The organism is Bradyrhizobium symbiodeficiens (assembly GCF_002266465.3).
Classification (GTDB): domain Bacteria; phylum Pseudomonadota; class Alphaproteobacteria; order Rhizobiales; family Xanthobacteraceae; genus Bradyrhizobium; species Bradyrhizobium symbiodeficiens.
In genome coordinates this window covers 419452-436654 of the sequence record NZ_CP029427.2, presented here as the reverse complement: position 1 = coordinate 436654, position 17203 = coordinate 419452, and the positions used below count along the sequence as shown (strand labels likewise).

General features: G+C 60.4%; 12 protein-coding genes, 1 tRNA gene and 1 pseudogene. 7 read left to right on the top strand and 7 right to left on the bottom strand.

What is annotated here, in order from left to right:
* The first annotated feature begins 166 nt into the window (after window positions 1–166).
* Window positions 167–1381 (top strand): EAL domain-containing response regulator, encoded by a 1215-nt coding sequence (locus CIT39_RS02080; protein ID WP_094972782.1) that lies wholly within the window; start codon window positions 167–169, stop codon window positions 1379–1381.
* A 10-nt stretch (window positions 1382–1391) separates the two neighbouring features.
* Here the strand turns inward: CIT39_RS02080 and CIT39_RS02075 are convergent, their stop codons facing one another.
* From CIT39_RS02075 to CIT39_RS02050, 6 genes are all read right to left on the bottom strand, one after another.
* Complete coding sequence (locus CIT39_RS02075; protein WP_094972781.1) at window positions 1392–2252, bottom strand: DMT family transporter; 861 nt, start codon at window positions 2250–2252, stop codon at window positions 1392–1394.
* A gap of 360 nt (window positions 2253–2612) precedes the next feature.
* The gene (locus CIT39_RS02070) at window positions 2613–3335 is read right to left on the bottom strand and encodes a hypothetical protein (RefSeq protein ID WP_094972780.1); all 723 of its coding nucleotides are present in this window, start codon (window positions 3333–3335) and stop codon (window positions 2613–2615) included.
* A 3-nt stretch (window positions 3336–3338) separates the two neighbouring features.
* Window positions 3339–5846: an N-6 DNA methylase gene (locus tag CIT39_RS02065; RefSeq protein WP_094972779.1), complete on the bottom strand. Its 2508-nt coding sequence runs from the start codon at window positions 5844–5846 to the stop codon at window positions 3339–3341.
* Between the two features lie 8 nt (window positions 5847–5854).
* Window positions 5855–8392 carry a DEAD/DEAH box helicase family protein gene (locus tag CIT39_RS02060; protein ID WP_094972778.1) on the bottom strand — a complete coding sequence of 846 codons (2538 nt, stop codon included), beginning with the start codon at window positions 8390–8392 and terminating at the stop codon, window positions 5855–5857.
* Window positions 8393–8599: 207 nt separating this feature from the next.
* Window positions 8600–8689: transfer RNA gene (locus tag CIT39_RS02055), tRNA-Ser, on the bottom strand.
* Window positions 8690–9403: 714 nt separating this feature from the next.
* Entirely contained in the window at window positions 9404–10543 is a 1140-nt protein-coding gene (locus tag CIT39_RS02050; protein WP_094972777.1) for an ROK family protein, read from the bottom strand.
* Between the two features lie 334 nt (window positions 10544–10877).
* Between CIT39_RS02050 and rplU the strand changes: the two genes are divergently transcribed.
* The 3 genes from rplU to CIT39_RS02035 all read left to right on the top strand — a co-directional run bounded on the left by rplU (window position 10878) and on the right by CIT39_RS02035 (window position 12398).
* A complete protein-coding gene (rplU, locus tag CIT39_RS02045) occupies window positions 10878–11264 on the top strand; it encodes a 50S ribosomal protein L21 (protein ID WP_094972776.1) in 387 nt (128 codons plus the stop codon).
* 115 nt (window positions 11265–11379) lie between these two features.
* Window positions 11380–11649: a 50S ribosomal protein L27 gene (rpmA, locus tag CIT39_RS02040; protein ID WP_008137923.1), complete on the top strand. Its 270-nt coding sequence runs from the start codon at window positions 11380–11382 to the stop codon at window positions 11647–11649.
* A gap of 155 nt (window positions 11650–11804) precedes the next feature.
* Window positions 11805–12398: a GNAT family N-acetyltransferase gene (locus tag CIT39_RS02035; RefSeq protein WP_162308848.1), complete on the top strand. Its 594-nt coding sequence runs from the start codon at window positions 11805–11807 to the stop codon at window positions 12396–12398.
* A 203-nt stretch (window positions 12399–12601) separates the two neighbouring features.
* Here CIT39_RS02035 and CIT39_RS02030 read toward each other — a convergent pair whose 3' ends face one another.
* A complete protein-coding gene (locus CIT39_RS02030) occupies window positions 12602–13516 on the bottom strand; it encodes a DMT family transporter (RefSeq protein ID WP_094972774.1) in 915 nt (304 codons plus the stop codon).
* Between the two features lie 121 nt (window positions 13517–13637).
* Here CIT39_RS02030 and CIT39_RS02025 point away from each other — a divergent pair, with 121 nt between their 5' ends.
* The 3 genes and pseudogenes from CIT39_RS02025 to CIT39_RS02015 all read left to right on the top strand — a co-directional run bounded on the left by CIT39_RS02025 (window position 13638) and on the right by CIT39_RS02015 (window position 17096).
* On the top strand, window positions 13638–14120 hold the full coding sequence (locus tag CIT39_RS02025) for a MaoC family dehydratase (protein ID WP_094972796.1): 483 nt from the start codon (window positions 13638–13640) through the stop codon (window positions 14118–14120).
* Window positions 14121–14205: 85 nt separating this feature from the next.
* Window positions 14206–15245, top strand: a pseudogene (gene obgE, locus CIT39_RS02020) (GTPase ObgE).
* Between the two features lie 216 nt (window positions 15246–15461).
* Window positions 15462–17096, top strand: a complete 1635-nt coding sequence (locus tag CIT39_RS02015; protein WP_094972772.1) for an alkaline phosphatase family protein — start codon at window positions 15462–15464, stop codon at window positions 17094–17096.
* Window positions 17097–17203: the final 107 nt, after the last annotated feature.

The following is a 17203-nucleotide window of genomic DNA, read 5'->3' as shown; positions in this document are numbered from 1 at the left end:
CGTCATGTTTGCCGTTGCGCCGACTTTGGAGAGAGTTTGTCGAAAGCTTAGCTCGAATTGAGGGGTTTAAGGTTACCCAGATAATCCAGTGAAGATCTGAAGCTCTCCTTATTTGAACCCACGCTCGCCGTTTAGAAAACCGTCACGGAACGGGAGTGGTGTAGCGATGAACGATGGGATGATTGAGCTCGTCGGACGAAGGCCTGTGACCTTCGGACGGCGAAAGGTGACGCCGCGCGCCTGCGTGGCCGACAGCAAGCGGCATCTGCGCGCCTTCCTCAGCGAGGTGCTGGAGGATCTCGGCTTCGTCACCAGCGAATGCGCCAGCTCGGACGAGCTGCAGGCGGTGCTCACCACCGAATTGCCGGACCTGATCCTGCTCGGCGTCGCCGCCGACGGCATCGAGCCGGGGCGATTCCTGGAGATCCTGGTGCGCGAGGCGTTCGCCGGCAAGGTTCTCGCCGTCGGCGCGCGCGAGTCGATCATCGTCAAGGCGGTGCGGCAGGTCGGCGAGGAATACGGCCTTGCCATGCTGCCGCCGCTGACCACGCCCTTTGCGGCGGAAACGCTGCGCGAGCGCATCTCCATGCTGCTGCCGGAGGAGCCGGCGCCGAGCCCGGCCGTGCATGTCGGCGAGGCCCTGCATGCCGGCTGGCTCGAGCTCTGGTACCAGCCCAAGATCGACGCGCGCACGCTGGTCCGCAGCGGCGCCGAGGCGCTGGTGCGGATGCGGCATCCGACCTGGGGCGTGGTGCCGCCGGCCTATTTCATTCCCGAGGAGAGCGACCCGCATCTGCGCGCGCTCTCCGAATTCGTGATCGATCGCGCCATGCAGGACTGGCACTATCTTCTGGAGCAGCAAAGCGCTGTCGATCTCTCGATCAATCTGCCCGCGTCCTATCTCAGGGAGCCGCAGGCGGTGCGCGATCTCTGCCGCCGCGTGCCGACGCATCCGGCCTTCGGCGGGCTGACGGTCGAGATCGACAGCGAGGAGGCGATCCGCGATCTCGATCACCTGACCGAGGTCGCGCGCGAGGTCGGCCTGCACAATATCGGCCTGTCGATCGACAATCTCGGCGCCAACTGGCCGGCGCTGATGGAGCTGGACAGGATTCCGTTCGTCAAGCTGAAGGCCGACCGGCAATTCGTCACCGGCAGCGGCAGCGACCGGTTGAAGCGCACGGTGTGCCGTCACATCGTCGAGCTGGCGCAGGGCTTTGGCGCGCGCAGCGTGGCGCAGGGGGTGGAAAGCCGCGCCGATCTCGTCGCCGCCAACGAGCTCGGCTTCGACTTCGTGCAGGGCTTCCTGTTCGGCAAGCCGATGCCGCTGAAGAAGTTCGCCAAGGGCGCGCTGACGAGGACGGTGATGGGGCAGGCGTGAGGCACAAGCCTCAAGCAAACCGTCGCGCGAAGAACACGCAGGCGACCACGAGGCCGGTTGCGACGATCATGCTCCACGCCACGGGCTCGTGCAGCAGCAGGCCGGCGAGCGCGAGACCGAAGAACGGCTGGAGCTGCTGCAGCTGGCCGACGCGCGCGATGCCGCCGAGCGCAAGCCCGCGGTACCAGAAGATGAAGCCGACGAACATGCTGAAGATCGAGACGTAAGCGAGCCCGATCCAGGCGGGTACGCCGATGCCGCTCCAATCAGCCGGCCAGGTGAGCATCGCGAGCGGCACCATCAGCGGCAGCGCGAGCAGCAGCGCCCAGGAGATCACCTGCCAGCCGCCGAGCCGGCGCGACAGCGCGGCGCCTTCGGCATAGCCGAGGCCGCACAGCACGATCGCGGCGACCATCAGGAGATCGCCTGTGAGCGAGGCCGCACCACCGTTCGACAGGGCGAAGCCGGCCACCGTGGCGCTGCCGAGACCGGCGAACAGCCAGAACAGCGGCTTCGGCCGCTCGCCGCCGCGCAGCACGGCGAAGATCGCGGTCGACAGCGGCAACAGGCCGATGAAGACGATCGACCGGGCCGAGGTGATGTGCTGCAGCGCCAGCGCCGTCAGCAGCGGAAAGCCGACCACGACGCCAATCGCGACGATGGCAAGCGAGGCGAGATCGCTGCGCTGCGGCCGCGCCTGCCTGAGCAGGCCGAGCACGGCCAGCCCGATCAGCGCCGCGATGACCGCGCGCGCCGAGGTCAGGAACAGCGCCGAGAAGCCGCCGACCGCAACCCGCGTCGCCGGCAGCGAGCCGCTGAAGATGATGACGCCGAGCAGCCCGTTGCCCCAGCCGGTGGCGGAAGAGTGCATGGTGGTCTCGCTTGGTGGGGGGACGACGCCGCCGGGAGAAAGGCGGTTGCCGTGACGTTACGCTCGCGGGCTTGTGCCATACGATAGCAAAATATGCGAAAACAACCCCATGCACAGTAGAAGGGGGCAGGAAGATCAAGGGGTTACGGGGGCGGCGTCGGGCGGCGCGTCGGGCGAACTTTGGAGAGCGATGCGCGCCGAGTGATGGAGGGTCTGAATCGGCATGCAGCAGGTTCGATGATGCCATGTGTGGTTTGAGACGTCGCAGAAAACAGGGCAGGATGCCACGTGCGATGTGCTGAACCGAGAGCTTTTTTCAGCGGCAATCTGCGGATCTTTGCCAGAGGTACATAGTCTGCCTCAAGCATCACCATAGGCAGCATGAAGCTCGTGATGGAGCACTTCAATGCTTGGGAATTCATCGCGCCCGCGAAGATCACCAAGGTCGCACGTAAGACAAATGCCTACATCCCGTCGGGACATATAATTTGCGTGGATTAGCGCTTCACGTATTTGATCGCTGGCCTCGGAATACTCGCGTTCATCCGGGTCGTGACTCTTCAGCAGAAACTCCCGGTAACATCTTTCTATAACTGGCTTTGAATGCGCCTGAATTTCGCCCACGACACGGAGAATTTCGGTGATCTTGATGTTCACTGCTGCTTCGGTGCTGAAATAGATGTTACCATTTGGATGAGCCGAATTGTTGCGGTCATCCACTAGTTTCGCGTAAGTGCCAATCTTTCCGTTGTCGCACGCGATAAGCTTTAAGAAGCGCAACATCGTACGTTCGGGGACAATGCTGAATGCAAATGGTGAGGTCGCCTCAATCAAGGCCTTCTCATCGCGCCCAAATCCGATGAGTCCCTTCTCGAAATCGCCCGGGTCAGTCTGCTTAATCTGCCAGATGTTGAAATAAACGAAGCTCATGGTGAGCATATGGTAAGCGAGGAAGGCGAACTGATATTTGCCGCTCGCATAGTTCATTTCGAAGGCATCCCAGAGGAACTCAATGTATTCTTGCTCCTTCGGAGTCTTAAACGAGAGCGGTAAATAGTTAGAGAGCTCGGTGGCGTCCTCCATGACTTAAGCTTCCCGTCTCGCTGGCTCTTCCTCGCCCCAGAGGCGAGATAGCGTCGCTAAGGTCTTTTTCTTGAATCTGTCGATCAGTGTTTTGTTAGCGGCCACCAATACCTTTTCGGCTTCGATATCGGCGACAATAGCTTGTTGTACAGCGAGGGGCGGGAGCGGAATTCGTCGCTCTCGGACAAAGGAGAGATTCGCCATGCGAAATTTTCCTTCGCCTAGTCTCAGAAATTCTGGGTAAAGCCGCTGCGCTGCATAAAATAAGTAGGTGGGATCTAATGCCTGCAGAGATTTTGGATACAGTCCCGCAATGTTCTGATTTGTCGTGGATTCAAATTTCAGCAGGCCAGTCTTTCCAATCGTCGCCCCGACCAACGCTATCAATGTAGTGTCTTTAGGGAAGAGTTTTGCGGCCGAATTGTTCATGCCCTTCTCCGTGATGAACTCCTCCGCACTCACAACCTCGCCATCTTTACAAACAGTCGAGCCCACCCACGGAATGGACCCGTGCCAATAAGAGGCCTCCGACCGACTTGGCGTACCTCCTGACTTTATTTCACAAACGTCACCAAGTTCGACCATCGGCCAGTCTGGTTTCACCGGCAACTGGGGACGGTAGTGATCAAGGACAACAAGGGCGCCATCAATTACTTTCTGATGGCCGTCGATCTCTGCCACTATCTCCCTTTGTACGTCCAGCGGAGGAACCGGGATTTTGTACTCTTTGAGCTTTGAATAGTGTCTTTGATAACCATCGCTCTCCAGCGGCCGTGCTCGAAGGACGTGGAAAAGAAAGCGCGGATCGAGCGCTTCTCCTGTTTGAAGAATCTTGATGCCATCTGCGCCCTGCGCGAACGGTGTTTCAACTAGCTTAATTGCACAAGTGTGGTCGCCAAAAATCACTAGTGGTTTGCCCGGATGGACCAAAATCGATTCATCGTCAGTCCATCCCGCGATTGCTTCCTGCGATTGATCTATAATTGGAAATCGTCCGGTAGCTCCAAAAGATGTCTTCTGAACCTTGAATGGTGGAGTGACTGTCTCGACCAGTGAATCTATGGACATCCAAGGAAAAGCCGTCGAGCGCTCAGCGCTCTCCCGATATCGTTCGCCGCTTAGGTTGAAATCACCATTCGCGCGGATCTTTTCTTTTGTCACGATCAAGCCACGGGTCGGGCGGACGTCTGTGGTGGCTTGTTGCGATCGGATCGCGCCAAGGTAGGCCGCGAGCTCGGCTTTGATTTGCGGAAGGTCGCTTCCGCCAACGGCGCGCCGCTGGGCACCGAGGCCAAAGCCATCATTCTCAACTTTGAAAAAGGCGATCGTATCGCTTCGCTGGGCTACGGATTTGTCAAGAATGAGGATGCTGGTTTTCACTCCTGAATAAGGATTGAAACAACCGGCCGGAAGTGAGACGACGGCAACCAGCGAGTTCTCTACAAGTATCCGCCGCAACTCGGTATAGGCGGTCTGGCTCTGGAAAATGATGCCCTCGGGGACGATAATGCCGGCACGCCCATTGGGTGTGAGGTGCTCGGCCATGTAATCCACGAACAGGACCTCGCTGCGTTTGGCCTGAATGGAGAAACGGCGGTGGGGCTTAATTCCGCCTTTGGGGGACATGAAGGGTGGGTTCGCAAGAATAACGTCTGCAAATTCGTTCCAGCGCTCTTCCGATGTGAGGGTATCGTATTCGTATATATGCGGATCGGTGAATCCGTGAAGATACAGGTTCACCAGCGAGAGGCGCACCATATCCGGCGATATGTCGTAGCCCTTGAAGTTTGTCGCCAGCTTGCCGCGCTCGTCCGGCGTGAGCAAGTCGCCCCGGGAGAGAGGGATTCTGGAGGAATCCAGCGCCGCCTTGTCGGTTTCGTCGATCGTGCTCGAACCGACCGCCTCGGTTGAGCTATTCGTTTTCAGGATATGTTTGTAGGCCGAGATCAAAAACCCGGCTGTGCCACAGGCTGGATCAAGGATGCTTTCGTTCTTCTTCGGATCGAGTATCTCAACAATGAAATCAATGATGTGGCGTGGCGTACGGAATTGTCCCGCGTCGCCCTGCGAGCCAAGGACGGAGAGGAGGTATTCGAAAGCATCACCAAGGCGTTCGCTATGGTCGTAAATGAACTCGTCAATAATCTTTAGGAATGCTTTGAGCGTCTCGGGGTCGCGGTAAGGCAGATAGGCATTCTTGAAAATGTCCCGGAAAAGCGGCGGGATGCCGGGATTCTCCAGAATTTTGGTAATGCCCTCAGCATAGAGCCCCAGCATTTCGTGGCCTCCGATGCCAGCTCGCATTAACTGGGCCCAACCGTAGCGAGCAAAATTGCCGGCGAAAAACTTGCGCTTGCCACCCAGCTCCTCGGCTTCAGCGTCCATGTCGTCCATGAACTTGTAGATGAGAGCGATAGTAATCTGTTCGACTTGAGATTTGGGGTCGGGGACCTTGCCCACGAGGATGTCGCGGGCGGTGTCGATGCGCCGTTTAGTGTCGGTGTCGAGCATTGGGATTCCTAGGTGACGAACTGGTTCAAGGAGACATAGTCCTTGACGTATTCGGGGATGAGCTTCCGGTATTTCGCGGGCACGGCCTTAAACTCTCTCGTCGAAAAAATAGGGTTCGTAGCCAAGTCGGTCAGCTGGCCGGACTCAATGATGTAACGAATCTGATCGCTTGCAGCATAGGCCTTGAAATAGTTCTTGATCGCCGGAATGGCCGTGGCTTCGTCAGGCTTATAGTCAGCCACAAACTTCGAGAACTCCTCCTCCAGAAGATCATCCCTGGATTTGAAACGCGGAATAAGACCAAAGATTTTTTCGAGAATCTCGCGAAGTGTAAGGCGCCGATCCACGCCGGCCGCTTTACGTAATTTTTCGAGAGAGTAGTATTCACTCGGCTTATCAAAAATTTCTCTATTCAGATAATCGATAACACGATCCCACTCACCGGCCTCCACACTGGCCGCAACGAAGAAATTCTCACGTACGACATCCTCGAACTTGGCGTAAAACTCCCGATCAATCCTCATGCCACCGTGGCCGATGTCCTCCTCTTTGAGCGTCAGGAGAATGTCATCGTCAAGGTGTTCGTAAATCCCCACGGTAGAGCTGCCGCCTCCAGGTTCTCCGCCTGTTTCGTCGGTCCCGGATATCGCTCTGGGAAGCTTGATAATCTGATCGTAGTCGAACTTTTCTTCGAAATATTCACAGTTGGCGAAGAAGTCGAACAGCTTAAACCCCGCCTTATGCGGCTCCTTCACACTTTCCCTGATCGTCTCGTCGAAAAGCTGCTCCCTGAAGTCGTGCTTGCGAGTCCCCCGCCCCTTGATTTGAATAAAGTCCGTTGGAGAAAAAACCGGACGAAAAAGACCCAAGTTGAGGATATCCGGACAGTCGTAACCGGTGGTCATCATACCGACGGTGATGCAGACGCGAGCTTTGCTGGTCTTATAACTTGGAATGAAATTGGCTGATCCAAGAAGGTTGTTGTTGGCAAAGTTGACGGTGTATTGCTGCGCGTCGCCGACATGCGACGTGACTTGAACGGCGAAGTCCGATTGGTATTTGCCGGGGAATATTCGGTCTGCCATTCCGTTGAGGATCTGCGCCAGCTTCGCTGCATGATTCTGACTCACTGCAAAGATGATCGACTTGCCAATCTCGCCGCTGACGGGATCGCGCAGAGCGTTTTCAAGAAAGGCTCTGCAGAAGAGCTGGTTGGTAGTCACCGAAAAAAAACGCTTCTCAAATTCTCGTTGCTTATATGCTTCCTTCTGGTCCTCTCCCTCCTCGTCCTTGAACTCGACGACAAAACCGCCGTCCGACAGGAGCTGGGTGGTTACCTCGCTGCGCGCATCTACAACAGTTGGATTGACGAGGTAACCATCTTTCACGCCATCAAGTAGGGAGTACCGGAAAGTGGGCTGGCCGTCCTCGCAGCCGAAAGTTCGGTAAGTATCGAGCAGCACACGGCGCTCAAACTCGCGAGGATCCTTGCTCGTGGGCTTGTCTTTGGCGAATTTCTTGAGATAGTCGCGCGGCGTGGCCGTAAGGCCGAGTTTGTAGCCAATGAAGTAATCGAAGACAGCGCGAGCATTACCACCAATGGAGCGGTGCGCTTCGTCGGAGATGACGAGATCAAAGTCGGTAGGTGAAAAAAGTTGGTTGTACTTGTTGTTGAAGAGGAGCGATTGGACCGTGGAGACAACGACCTCGGCATGACGCCAGTCATCGCGGCTCTCTTTGTAAATGACGCTCTTGTAGTCGTTAGCGAGAATCTTCCTGAAAGCCTTTAGCGCTTGGTCTTCGAGCTCGAGCCTGTCTACCAGGAACAGTACACGGCGAGCATTGCCGGTCCGTAGAAAGAGCTTAATGATTGCAGCCGAAGTGAGCGTCTTTCCGGTTCCGGTAGCCATCTCCAAAAGAAAGCGGTCACCGCCCTTCATGACTGTCTGCTGGATAGCAACGATGGCTCGTTGCTGGTACGGCCGAAGAAATCGAAGCCCGTTCAGCTCGATGTAACGAGGCCGCTCTGCTTCGCTCTTCCAGGCGGCCTCGGTAGCATAGTTGGGCCGCTGCGTGAGCACGACATAGTCGTTTCCGACCACTTCCTCGATCAGACGCTTTGGATCGGGCACGCTCTTCTGATAGCCGACAACGGATGCCGGCGTCGGAAAGCTCGTGATGACATAGGGATTTCCGCGTTCGAGATCCCAAAAATAGTGAAGGTTGCCGTTGGATAGTATGACGAAGCGACAATTTTGCGACTTCGCATATTTCCGCGCTTGCTCCTTGCCAACGAGCGGATTTTTGTCTTCGGCCTTCGCTTCCAGAACTATGAACGGAAAGCCCTTCTCATTGAGAAGCAGAAAATCAATGAAGCCTTTGGAGGCTTTCTCGAAATTCTCGCCGAGATCATCGAGCGCATGTTTTGTGAGCGCGACACTGGGTTCAAGTTGGATATTGGCTGGACCGCTTGAGTCGGCAAAAAAGCGCCACTGCGCTGCTTCGAGCAGCTTGTTAATTTTAATGCGGGCGGTAGCCTCTTTCATTGCGATTTCTCGACGGTCGACAGTCGGACAACAACTATCGGACGAGTCGCTACCCAATTGATCGTCTATAGATTTAGGCCAGTAAGGCCAACAGCGATTCGTCGGACCTAGACGAAGGTTCGCCCGTGGAACGACGCGCCCACCGATCCGCCCCTAGAGGGGCATCCCCCTGTTCGAATATGAACTGTTGAAGTTGGAGCGTCTGTATGGCGGAGAGGGAGGGATTCGAACCCCCGATAGGCTTGCACCTATGCCGCATTTCGAGTGCGGTGCATTCAACCACTCTGCCACCTCTCCTGAAGGCGCCATGGAAGGAGCAGGGCCCCTGTGGTTGGGGGCGTTAATAGGCGAGGATGGCGGGCCAGACAAGGCGGGCAAGCGAAAATCCGCTGGGTGTTTCGTCCCCTGCCCGGGATTTCCGTCATGAACGTAGGGAATGCTGCCCCCAGCTGCGGTTTTGGCGCGTTTTTCTTGGGGGGCGCTTGTGGGAGAGGCCGACGTATCCCGGGCCAACCATGGTCCCGCGCGCGGCGGGTGAGGGCTCTCGGCGCGCTGGGATATCCGGCAAAGCGCGACAATCCCAATGTGGAGAGACCCTCTCCCCAACCCTCTCCCGCAAGCGGGCGAGGGGGCGCACCGGCGTTGAGGCGGGCGCCTGAGGCTTATCGCTTGTTCTGAAAAACGGGGTGGGACCGCCAGACGCGGTAAACACTGGCGGTCCCGGTGCCGCTCATTGAAATACTGGCTGGGAAGGGCGGCTTCGCCGGCCAGGTGAGACGACGATTCGACCCTAGCGTGCGGGAGGCGTGCCGCAATGCAATCCGGTCCTTAACCTAACCGGTCAAGGTTACTCGGGGGGTGGTTCGGGGGTGGCGCCGGCGGTGGCGCGGGGTTTCCTGTCGGAGAGGGTCCCGTTGCGGAGGCACCCTCTCCCCGGCCCTCTCCCGCAGGCGGGAGAGGGGGTGGACCTCCGTCGTGGCGGCGATCATCACACTCAGCGAGAAGGAGTGGCTAGTCGCCCTTCTTGCTGTCCTTGTCCTTTTTCTTGCCGGTCTCCGCGGAGTCCTTGTCCTTCCCGTTGCCACCCTCCTTGCGGCGGTTGGTGAAGCGGGCGTTGCCGAGGCCGGTGCCGATGGTGAGCACGCCCCAGCGATCGACGTCCTGCATGAACGGCACTTCGGAGAGGCCCTGAACCACGCCGTCATTGTGCATCAGGATCGCGGTGTCGTGCTCGCCGATCTGCGGGATGCCCTCGATCAGGCTCGCCGGCAGGTTGAACTTGCTGCTCTCCCAATTGCCCGGCAGGTTCTGCGCACCCTTCTCGATCGAGCCGTCGGCGTTGATGACGCCGGGGCAGGCGATGCCGATGAAGGGCGCGAGCTTGTAGCCTTCCTTCTCGGCTTCCGTGATCAGCCCCTTCAGCATCTTGGTGAGCCGCTTCACCGCGCCTTCGCGCGTCGGCTCGTCGTCGGCATGGCGCCACAGCTCGGAGTGCACGACCTTGGCCTTCGAGAGGTCCTTGGCCTTTTTCCAGGCGGTTTCGACCAGGCCGCAGCGGATATTGGTGCCGCCGATGTCGACGGCGAGGATGCTGTCATGGGCCTCGAAAATCCACGACGGCGCCAGATGCAGCGCGCCGATCAGGCCGGCTTCGTCCGGATGATGCCGGATCGGCACCATCTCGATCTTGAGATCCTCGTGCCTGAGGATGATCTCGGTGCGCGCGATCGCGAGCTCGCCAAGCTTGGAGTCGCGAAAGCCGCCGCCGACGACGATACGCTCGGTCTTGGCCCAGGCCTTTGTCTTGAGGAAACGCCGTGTGACATAGGCGAGCTCCTGGGCGAACTCCTCGATCGCGCTGTGGACCAGGGCGGTCGCCTTGATGTCGTCACCGGCCAGGATGGCATCCAGAGTCTTCTTGCTGATGTCCTCCGAGGGCTCGTCGCCGAACGGGTCCTCGCCGGATTTGCGCAGCGGCTTGCGCCAGCGGTCGAGCATGTCCCGGAACGCGCCCCTGCTGGCGCGGTCGCCGAGGAAACCGTCCTCGTCCTTCATCTCGATGTTGAAGCTGTCGATCTCCACCGACGGCAGCCGCTCGGCGCCGTGATGGGCGATGCCCGTCGTCGTCTTGACCAGTTCGTCCGTTGCCATGAGAGCCCTTGCCCGCTTGCCTGTGTTCCGGCCGGGACAACTGCGGGGGAACCGGTTTGTTGCAATGCCGGTCGAGATTCGGCTAAAGGCCGCAAGCGGGGCCAAATCCTTCAAATCCGGGCGCTTTTCGCCGGCTTTTCCTTGACTCTGCGCTGCCGGCGGCTATAAGTCCCACAATCGGCGCGGGGCGTTTCTCGCGCCGCTTGTTTTTGCGTGGTTTTTCAAAGGGATAACTCCCGCCCGCACAAAACTCGCAATAAACCCATAGCGACTGACAAAAAGCCGGCCCCTGACAATCCGTCACGAGGCCGGGATTGAACACGGAGAAAAAACGATGTTCGCAGTCATCAAAACCGGCGGCAAGCAATACCGCGTCGTGCCGGATGATGTTCTCGAAGTAGGCAAGATCGAAGGCGAAGTCGGCTCGATCATCCAGCTGAATGAAGTCCTGGTGGTCGGCGGCGACACGCCGGTGCTGGGCATTCCGACGGTGGCCGGCGCGTCCGTTGCGGTCGAGGTGCTCGACCACAAGCGCGGCCCCAAGATCATCGCGTTCAAGAAGCGCCGCCGCAAGAATTCGCGCCGCAAGCGCGGCTATCGCGACGAGATCACGGTGCTCCGCATCTCCGAGATCCTGACCGACGGCGCCAAGCCCACCAAGGGCCCGCGTCCGAAGCGGGAGAAGGTGGCGAAGGAGCCGGCAGCGGAAGCCGCCGAGTAACGCGAAATCGATCACGCCAATTCACGAATTGATGCGTGAGAAATTTTGAAATGATTCCGTCAAGGAATTGATCTAGACAAGCGCATTATCTTGCGCAGGATTTCGGAGACGAACCATGGCTCACAAAAAAGCAGGCGGTTCATCGCGCAACGGACGCGATTCCAAGGGCAAGCGCCTCGGCATCAAGGCGTTCGGCGGCGAAGTCGTGATTCCCGGCAACATCATCGCACGTCAGCGCGGCACCACCTGGCATCCCGGCCTTAATGTCGGCATGGGCACGGACCACACTCTGTTCGCCAAGATCGAGGGTCGCGTCACGTTCCAGGCCAAAGCCAACGGCCGCACTTTCGTATCGGTGCTCCCGCTCGCAGAGGCGGCTGAATAGACGGCGGATCACATGGGAGTCCGCCGGGTCCTACCGAACCGGCGGAGTCCTTGAGATCACAAGAGATCGAAGGCTCCAAAGGGGAGGCGGGAAACCGGCCTCCCCTTTTCTTTTGACTTGCTCACTTTGACTTAGTGACTTTCACGGAGCCGGACATGTTGCAGGATTTCTCGAGCGCGACCCTGGCCGAGGCGAGACCAAGCGTCGTCGCCACCGAACGGCTGACCTTGCGGCGGCCGACGCTGGCCGACGTCAAGACCATCGCCCGGCTCGCCAACGACCGCCGCGTCGCCGAAAACACCCGCCGCCTGCCGCATCCCTATTCGCAGGACGACGCCGTCGCCTTCATCCGCGCCACCGCCTCGCTCGGTAGCGAGACCGTGTTCCTGATCGAGCACGACTCAGGGCCGGTCGGCATGGTCGGCATCGACTGCTCCACTCCTGGCAATGCCGAGCTCGGCTATTGGCTCGGCGTCGAGCATTGGGGCCGGGGCATTGCCACCGAGGCCGCACGCGGGGCGATCGACTTCTTCTTCGAGGAGTTCGAGGACGAGCACCTCTATGCCGGCGCGCGCGTCACCAACCCGGCCTCGCGCAACGTGCTGGAGAAGTGCGGCTTCCAGTGGAGCGGCGTGCAGCTGCACCGATTTTTGGCGCTGGGCTCCTCGACGCCGGTCGATTGCTTCCGCCTCTCGCGCGGGGTGTGGTCGTCGCTGAAGAGCTGGAGCAGTGCAAGACGGGTGAGGTAGGCGGATGCGCGGCTGCATTCACAACTGTCATCCCGGGGCGCGACGAAGTCGCGAGCTATGATGCGCAATTGCGCATCTGAGGATCCATAATCCCGGAGCGGAGTGTGGGGTAAAGCGCCCACTCCGGGTCGTCGTCCAACTTCTCCCTGTGGGTATGGATCCCGGGCTCGCGCTACGCGCGCCCCGGGATGGCGTGGGTGTTGTCACACCGGCGGATTTACATCCGCACTCGGGCGTCCCAGATCGCGCTCGCGCAAGTAGATGTAGAACCCGGCGCCGATGATGATGGCGGCGCCGACGAGCGTGGCCATTGACGGCACGTCGCCGAACACGACGAAGCCGAAGAGCACGGCCCAGACGATCATCGAATATTGATAGGGCACCACGACGCTGGCCGGCGCCAGCTTCAGCGAACGGTTGACGCAGAACAGCGCCGTCACCGAGATCAGCCCGGCCGTCGCGAAGATCACGAGGCTGCCCGGCGTCGGCGGCACCCAGTTGAAGGCCGACAACACCGCGCCGAGCGAGAAGGTGCCGACGAATTGCGAGGACGCCATCACGATGTCGGGCGTCTTGCGCAGGCTGCGCGTGATCAGCATCAGGGTCGCGAACGACAGACTGCCGCCGAGCGCGATCAGCGCCGGCAGGCTGACGGTCTGCGCCGACGGCCGCAGCGCGATCAGCACGCCGCAGAACCCGATGAGGATCGCAGTCCAGCGCCGCCAGCCGACCTTCTCGCCCAAGAAGATCGCCGACATCGCGGTGACGAAGATGGGTCCGGCGAGATAATAGGTGATGACGTCGGCGAGCGGCAGATAGACGGTGGCGAGGAAGAAGGCGGCGACCTCCAGCGTCGAGAGCACGACGCGAAACAGCTGCAGGCCCGGCCGCTCCAGCTGCAGGAACTGGTGCCGCTGCGTCCAGATCAGCGGCGACAGCAACAGCAGCGCCGCGCAGGCGCGCAGGAACAAGAGCTGCCCCACCGAATAGGTGCCCACCAGGAACTTGCCCATGGCGTCGCCGAACGAGAACATGAAGATCGACAGCACCATCAGCCCGATGCCGGCAAGGCGCGCGGAGCGATCGTCATAGGCGGAGAGGTTCTTGAACAGGGGCATCGAGGCGTTTTAATCGGGTCGACGCACGGGACAAGCCCATCTCCGACGAATTGAACGCATTGTCGCACTGCGCCTCACGCGGTACGGATCAGTTTCCGAACGCGTCCTGATGGTGCAGCGCATGAGCGACTTCGATCCGACCCAGCATCGCATGATCCCGGCGCAACGCTGGTTCGAGGATTTCGTCCTCGGTGAACGTTTCGTGCTGCCGAGCCGGACCCAGACCTCTGCGATATTCGCCGCGTTCCAGACCGCGAGCGGCGACACCCATCCCGTGCACTACGATCTGGAATATTGCCGCAGCCGCGGCATGCCGCATCTGCTCGCCCACGGCTTCCAGACCCTGATCCACACCGCGCCCGGCGCCGGCCTGTTTCCGTTCATGGTCGAGGAGTCCCTGGTCGGCTTTCTCGAACAGTCGAGCCGGTTCCTCAAGCCTGTCTACGCCGACGACACCATCTATCCCGCGCTCGAGGTCACCGAGCTGGTGCCGGGCCGCACCACCGGCGCGGTGACGCTCCGCAGCACCGTGTTCAACCAGCGCAAGGAGCTGGTGCTGGAGGGAATGCAGAAATTCCTGATCCGGCGCCGGCCGGCTGGTTAAGCAAGGGCCGCAATTCGCGGAAATTCGGCCGATTTGCGGGTCTCTCCGGGTTGCCGCGGGAGACCTGCTGGCCTACCTATGGCCCATGAAATTCCTCGACGAAGCAAAGGTCTATATCCGCTCCGGTGACGGCGGGAACGGCTGCGTGGCGTTCCGCCGCGAGAAGTTCATCGAATTCGGCGGTCCCTCCGGCGGCAATGGCGGCCGCGGCGGCAACGTCATCATCGAGGTCGCCGACGGCCTCAATACGCTGATCGACTACCGCTACCAGCAGCATTTCAAGGCCCAGAAGGGCGAGAACGGCTCGGGTTCGGACCGCCACGGCGCCAACGGCAAGAACATCGTGCTGAAGGTGCCTGTTGGCACGCAGATCTTCGACGAGGACCGCGAGACGCTGATCCACGACTTCACCAATGTCGGCGAAAAGTTCGTGCTGGCCGAGGGCGGCAATGGCGGCTTCGGCAACGCGCATTTCAAGACCTCGACCAACCGCGCACCGCGCAACGCCAATCCCGGCCAGGTGGGCGAGGAGCGCTGGATCTGGCTGCGGCTGAAACTCATTGCCGATGCCGGCCTCGTCGGCATGCCCAATGCCGGCAAGTCGACCTTCCTGTCCAAGGTCAGCGCGGCACGGCCGAAGATCGCCGACTATCCCTTCACCACGCTGCATCCGCAGCTCGGCGTCGTGAACGCCGATGGCCGCGAATTCGTGCTGGCCGACATTCCCGGCCTGATCGAAGGCGCCCATGAAGGCACCGGCCTCGGCGACCGCTTCCTCGGCCATGTCGAGCGCTGCCGCGTGCTGCTGCACCTGATCGACGCCACCTGCGAGCATGCCGGCAAGGCCTACAAGACCGTGCGCAAGGAGCTCGACGCCTATGGCGGCCTCTTGACCGACAAGATCGAGATCGTCGCGCTGAACAAGATCGACGCGGTCGAACCGGACGAGCTCAAGAAGCAGAAAGAGCGCCTGAAGCGCGCCGCCAAGAAGACGCCGCTGCTGATGTCCGGCATCACCGGCGACGGCGTCAAGGAGGCACTGCGCGCGCTCGTCGAGGTGATCGGCGAGGCCCCGTGTCGGCCAAGGCCAAGAGCGCGGCCGAAGCGGAGCCGTGGTCGGCGTGAGCAATCACCCTTAGTCCCTCATGGTGAGGAGCGCGGAACGCGCGTCTCGAACCATGAAGGCCCGGCTCTCGCCCGCAGCCATCCTTCGAGACGCCCGCGGCGCGGGCTCCTCAGGATGAGGGGCGGTGGTCTTGACGGGAGCAAATTGAGCACTGGCTTGTCTTCGCCGCTCCGATATCGCAGCATCGCACCATCAAGAAAATGCAGGGATGACGCATGGCGCGCGCGAAGAACGTTCTCTGGATCATGTGCGACCAGCTTCGCTATGATTATCTCGGCTGCACCGGCCATCCCACGCTTAAGACACCGAACATCGACGCCATGGCCAAGCGCGGCGTGCTGTTCAGCAAGGCCTATGTGCAATCGCCGATCTGCGGCCCGTCGCGGATGTCGTTCTACACCGGGCGTTACATGCGCTCGCACGGCTCGCACTGGAACGGCTGGCCGCTGCGCGTCGGCGAGCCCACGCTCGGCGATCACCTGAAGAAGATCGGCGTGCGCAACGTGCTGGTCGGCAAGACCCACATGGCGCCCGACCTCGAAGGCATGAAGGCGCTCGGCATTCCGCCGGAATCCGTCATCGGCGTGCATGTCGCCGAATGCGGCTTCGAACCCTATGAACGCGACGACGGCCTGCATCCGACCGGCCGGCCGCGGCCGAAATACGACGAATATCTGCGCAGCCAGGGATTCGAGGCAACCAATCCCTGGGAGCACTGGGCCAATTCAGGCGCGGCGGAAGATGGCTCGTTGCAGAACGGCTGGCTGCTGGTGCACGCCGACAAGGCCGCGCGGGTGCCGGACGAACATTCCGAGACGCCCTACATGACGCGGCGCGCGATGGACTTCATCAGCGAGGCCGAGACTCTGGGCAAGCCGTGGTGCCTGCATCTGTCCTACATCAAGCCGCACTGGCCCTATATCGCGCCCGAGCCCTACGCCAGCATGTATGCGACCGGTGACATGACCCCGGTGATCCGCTCCGAGCGCGAGCGGCAAAATCCGCATCCGGTGTTCGGGGCGTATATGGATATGCGCTATTCCCGCAACATGGCGCGCGATGATGCCCGCGAGAAGGTGATCCCGACCTATATGGGTCTGATCACCCAGATCGACGACCAGATGGGCGTGCTGATGAAGTTCTTAGGTGAACGCGGCCTGCTGGACACCACCATGATCGTGTTCACCTCCGATCACGGCGATTATCTCGGCGATCACTGGATGGGCGAGAAGGATCTGTTTCACGAGCAGTCGGCAAAAATCCCGCTGATCGTCATCGATCCCTCGCAAGAGGCCGACGCCACGCGCGGCACGCGCAGCGACGCGCTGGTCGAGGCGATCGATCTCGCGCCGACCTTCGTCGACTATTTCGGCGGCAAGGTGCCGGGCCACATCCTCGAGGGTCGCTCGCTGCTGCCGCTGCTACGCGGGCCGACGCCGCCGGACTGGCGTAAGGTCGCGTTCTCCGAATACGACTACGCCATGCAGGACGTGCGGCTGAAGCTGAACCAGCCGATCGAGCGCTGCCGCCTGTTCATGGTGTTCGACGGCCGCTGGAAATACATCCACGCCTCCGGCTTCCGCCCGATGCTGTACGACCTCGAAATCGATCCGGAAGAGTTTCTGGATCGCGGCGACGACCCTGATTGCGCCGGCATCATCGCGCGCCTTCAGGCGGAGCTGTTCGACTGGGCGCTGCATCCGAACGACCACATCACCACGCCGCGCGAGAAGATCGCGGCCTATGCCGACAACCAGCTCCAGGTGAAGGGAGGGATTCTGATCGGCATCTGGGACGAGACGGAGCTTGCTGCGATCAAGGACGGGATAGCCGAGCGCGGCAAACTATAAGACCCTCATGGTGAGGAGGCGCGAAGCGCCGTCTCGAACCATGCAGGCCCTGCTGGCAGACGGGCTTTCATCCTTCGAGACGCTTGCTTCGCAAGCTCCTCAGGATG

Excerpts from the sequence above, each read along its gene's own strand:
- CIT39_RS02080 (WP_094972782.1), top strand. The coding sequence starts at position 167 with ATGAACGATGGGATGATTGAGCTCGTCGGACGAAGGCCTGTGACCTTC.
- CIT39_RS02075 (WP_094972781.1), bottom strand. The coding sequence starts at position 2,252 with ATGCACTCTTCCGCCACCGGCTGGGGCAACGGGCTGCTCGGCGTCATC.
- CIT39_RS02070 (WP_094972780.1), bottom strand. The coding sequence starts at position 3,335 with ATGGAGGACGCCACCGAGCTCTCTAACTATTTACCGCTCTCGTTTAAG.
- CIT39_RS02065 (WP_094972779.1), bottom strand. The coding sequence starts at position 5,846 with ATGCTCGACACCGACACTAAACGGCGCATCGACACCGCCCGCGACATC.
- CIT39_RS02060 (WP_094972778.1), bottom strand. The coding sequence starts at position 8,392 with ATGAAAGAGGCTACCGCCCGCATTAAAATTAACAAGCTGCTCGAAGCA.
- CIT39_RS02050 (WP_094972777.1), bottom strand. The coding sequence starts at position 10,543 with ATGGCAACGGACGAACTGGTCAAGACGACGACGGGCATCGCCCATCAC.
- rplU (WP_094972776.1), top strand. The coding sequence starts at position 10,878 with ATGTTCGCAGTCATCAAAACCGGCGGCAAGCAATACCGCGTCGTGCCG.
- rpmA (WP_008137923.1), top strand. The coding sequence starts at position 11,380 with ATGGCTCACAAAAAAGCAGGCGGTTCATCGCGCAACGGACGCGATTCC.
- CIT39_RS02035 (WP_162308848.1), top strand. The coding sequence starts at position 11,805 with ATGTTGCAGGATTTCTCGAGCGCGACCCTGGCCGAGGCGAGACCAAGC.
- CIT39_RS02030 (WP_094972774.1), bottom strand. The coding sequence starts at position 13,516 with ATGCCCCTGTTCAAGAACCTCTCCGCCTATGACGATCGCTCCGCGCGC.
- CIT39_RS02025 (WP_094972796.1), top strand. The coding sequence starts at position 13,638 with ATGAGCGACTTCGATCCGACCCAGCATCGCATGATCCCGGCGCAACGC.
- CIT39_RS02015 (WP_094972772.1), top strand. The coding sequence starts at position 15,462 with ATGGCGCGCGCGAAGAACGTTCTCTGGATCATGTGCGACCAGCTTCGC.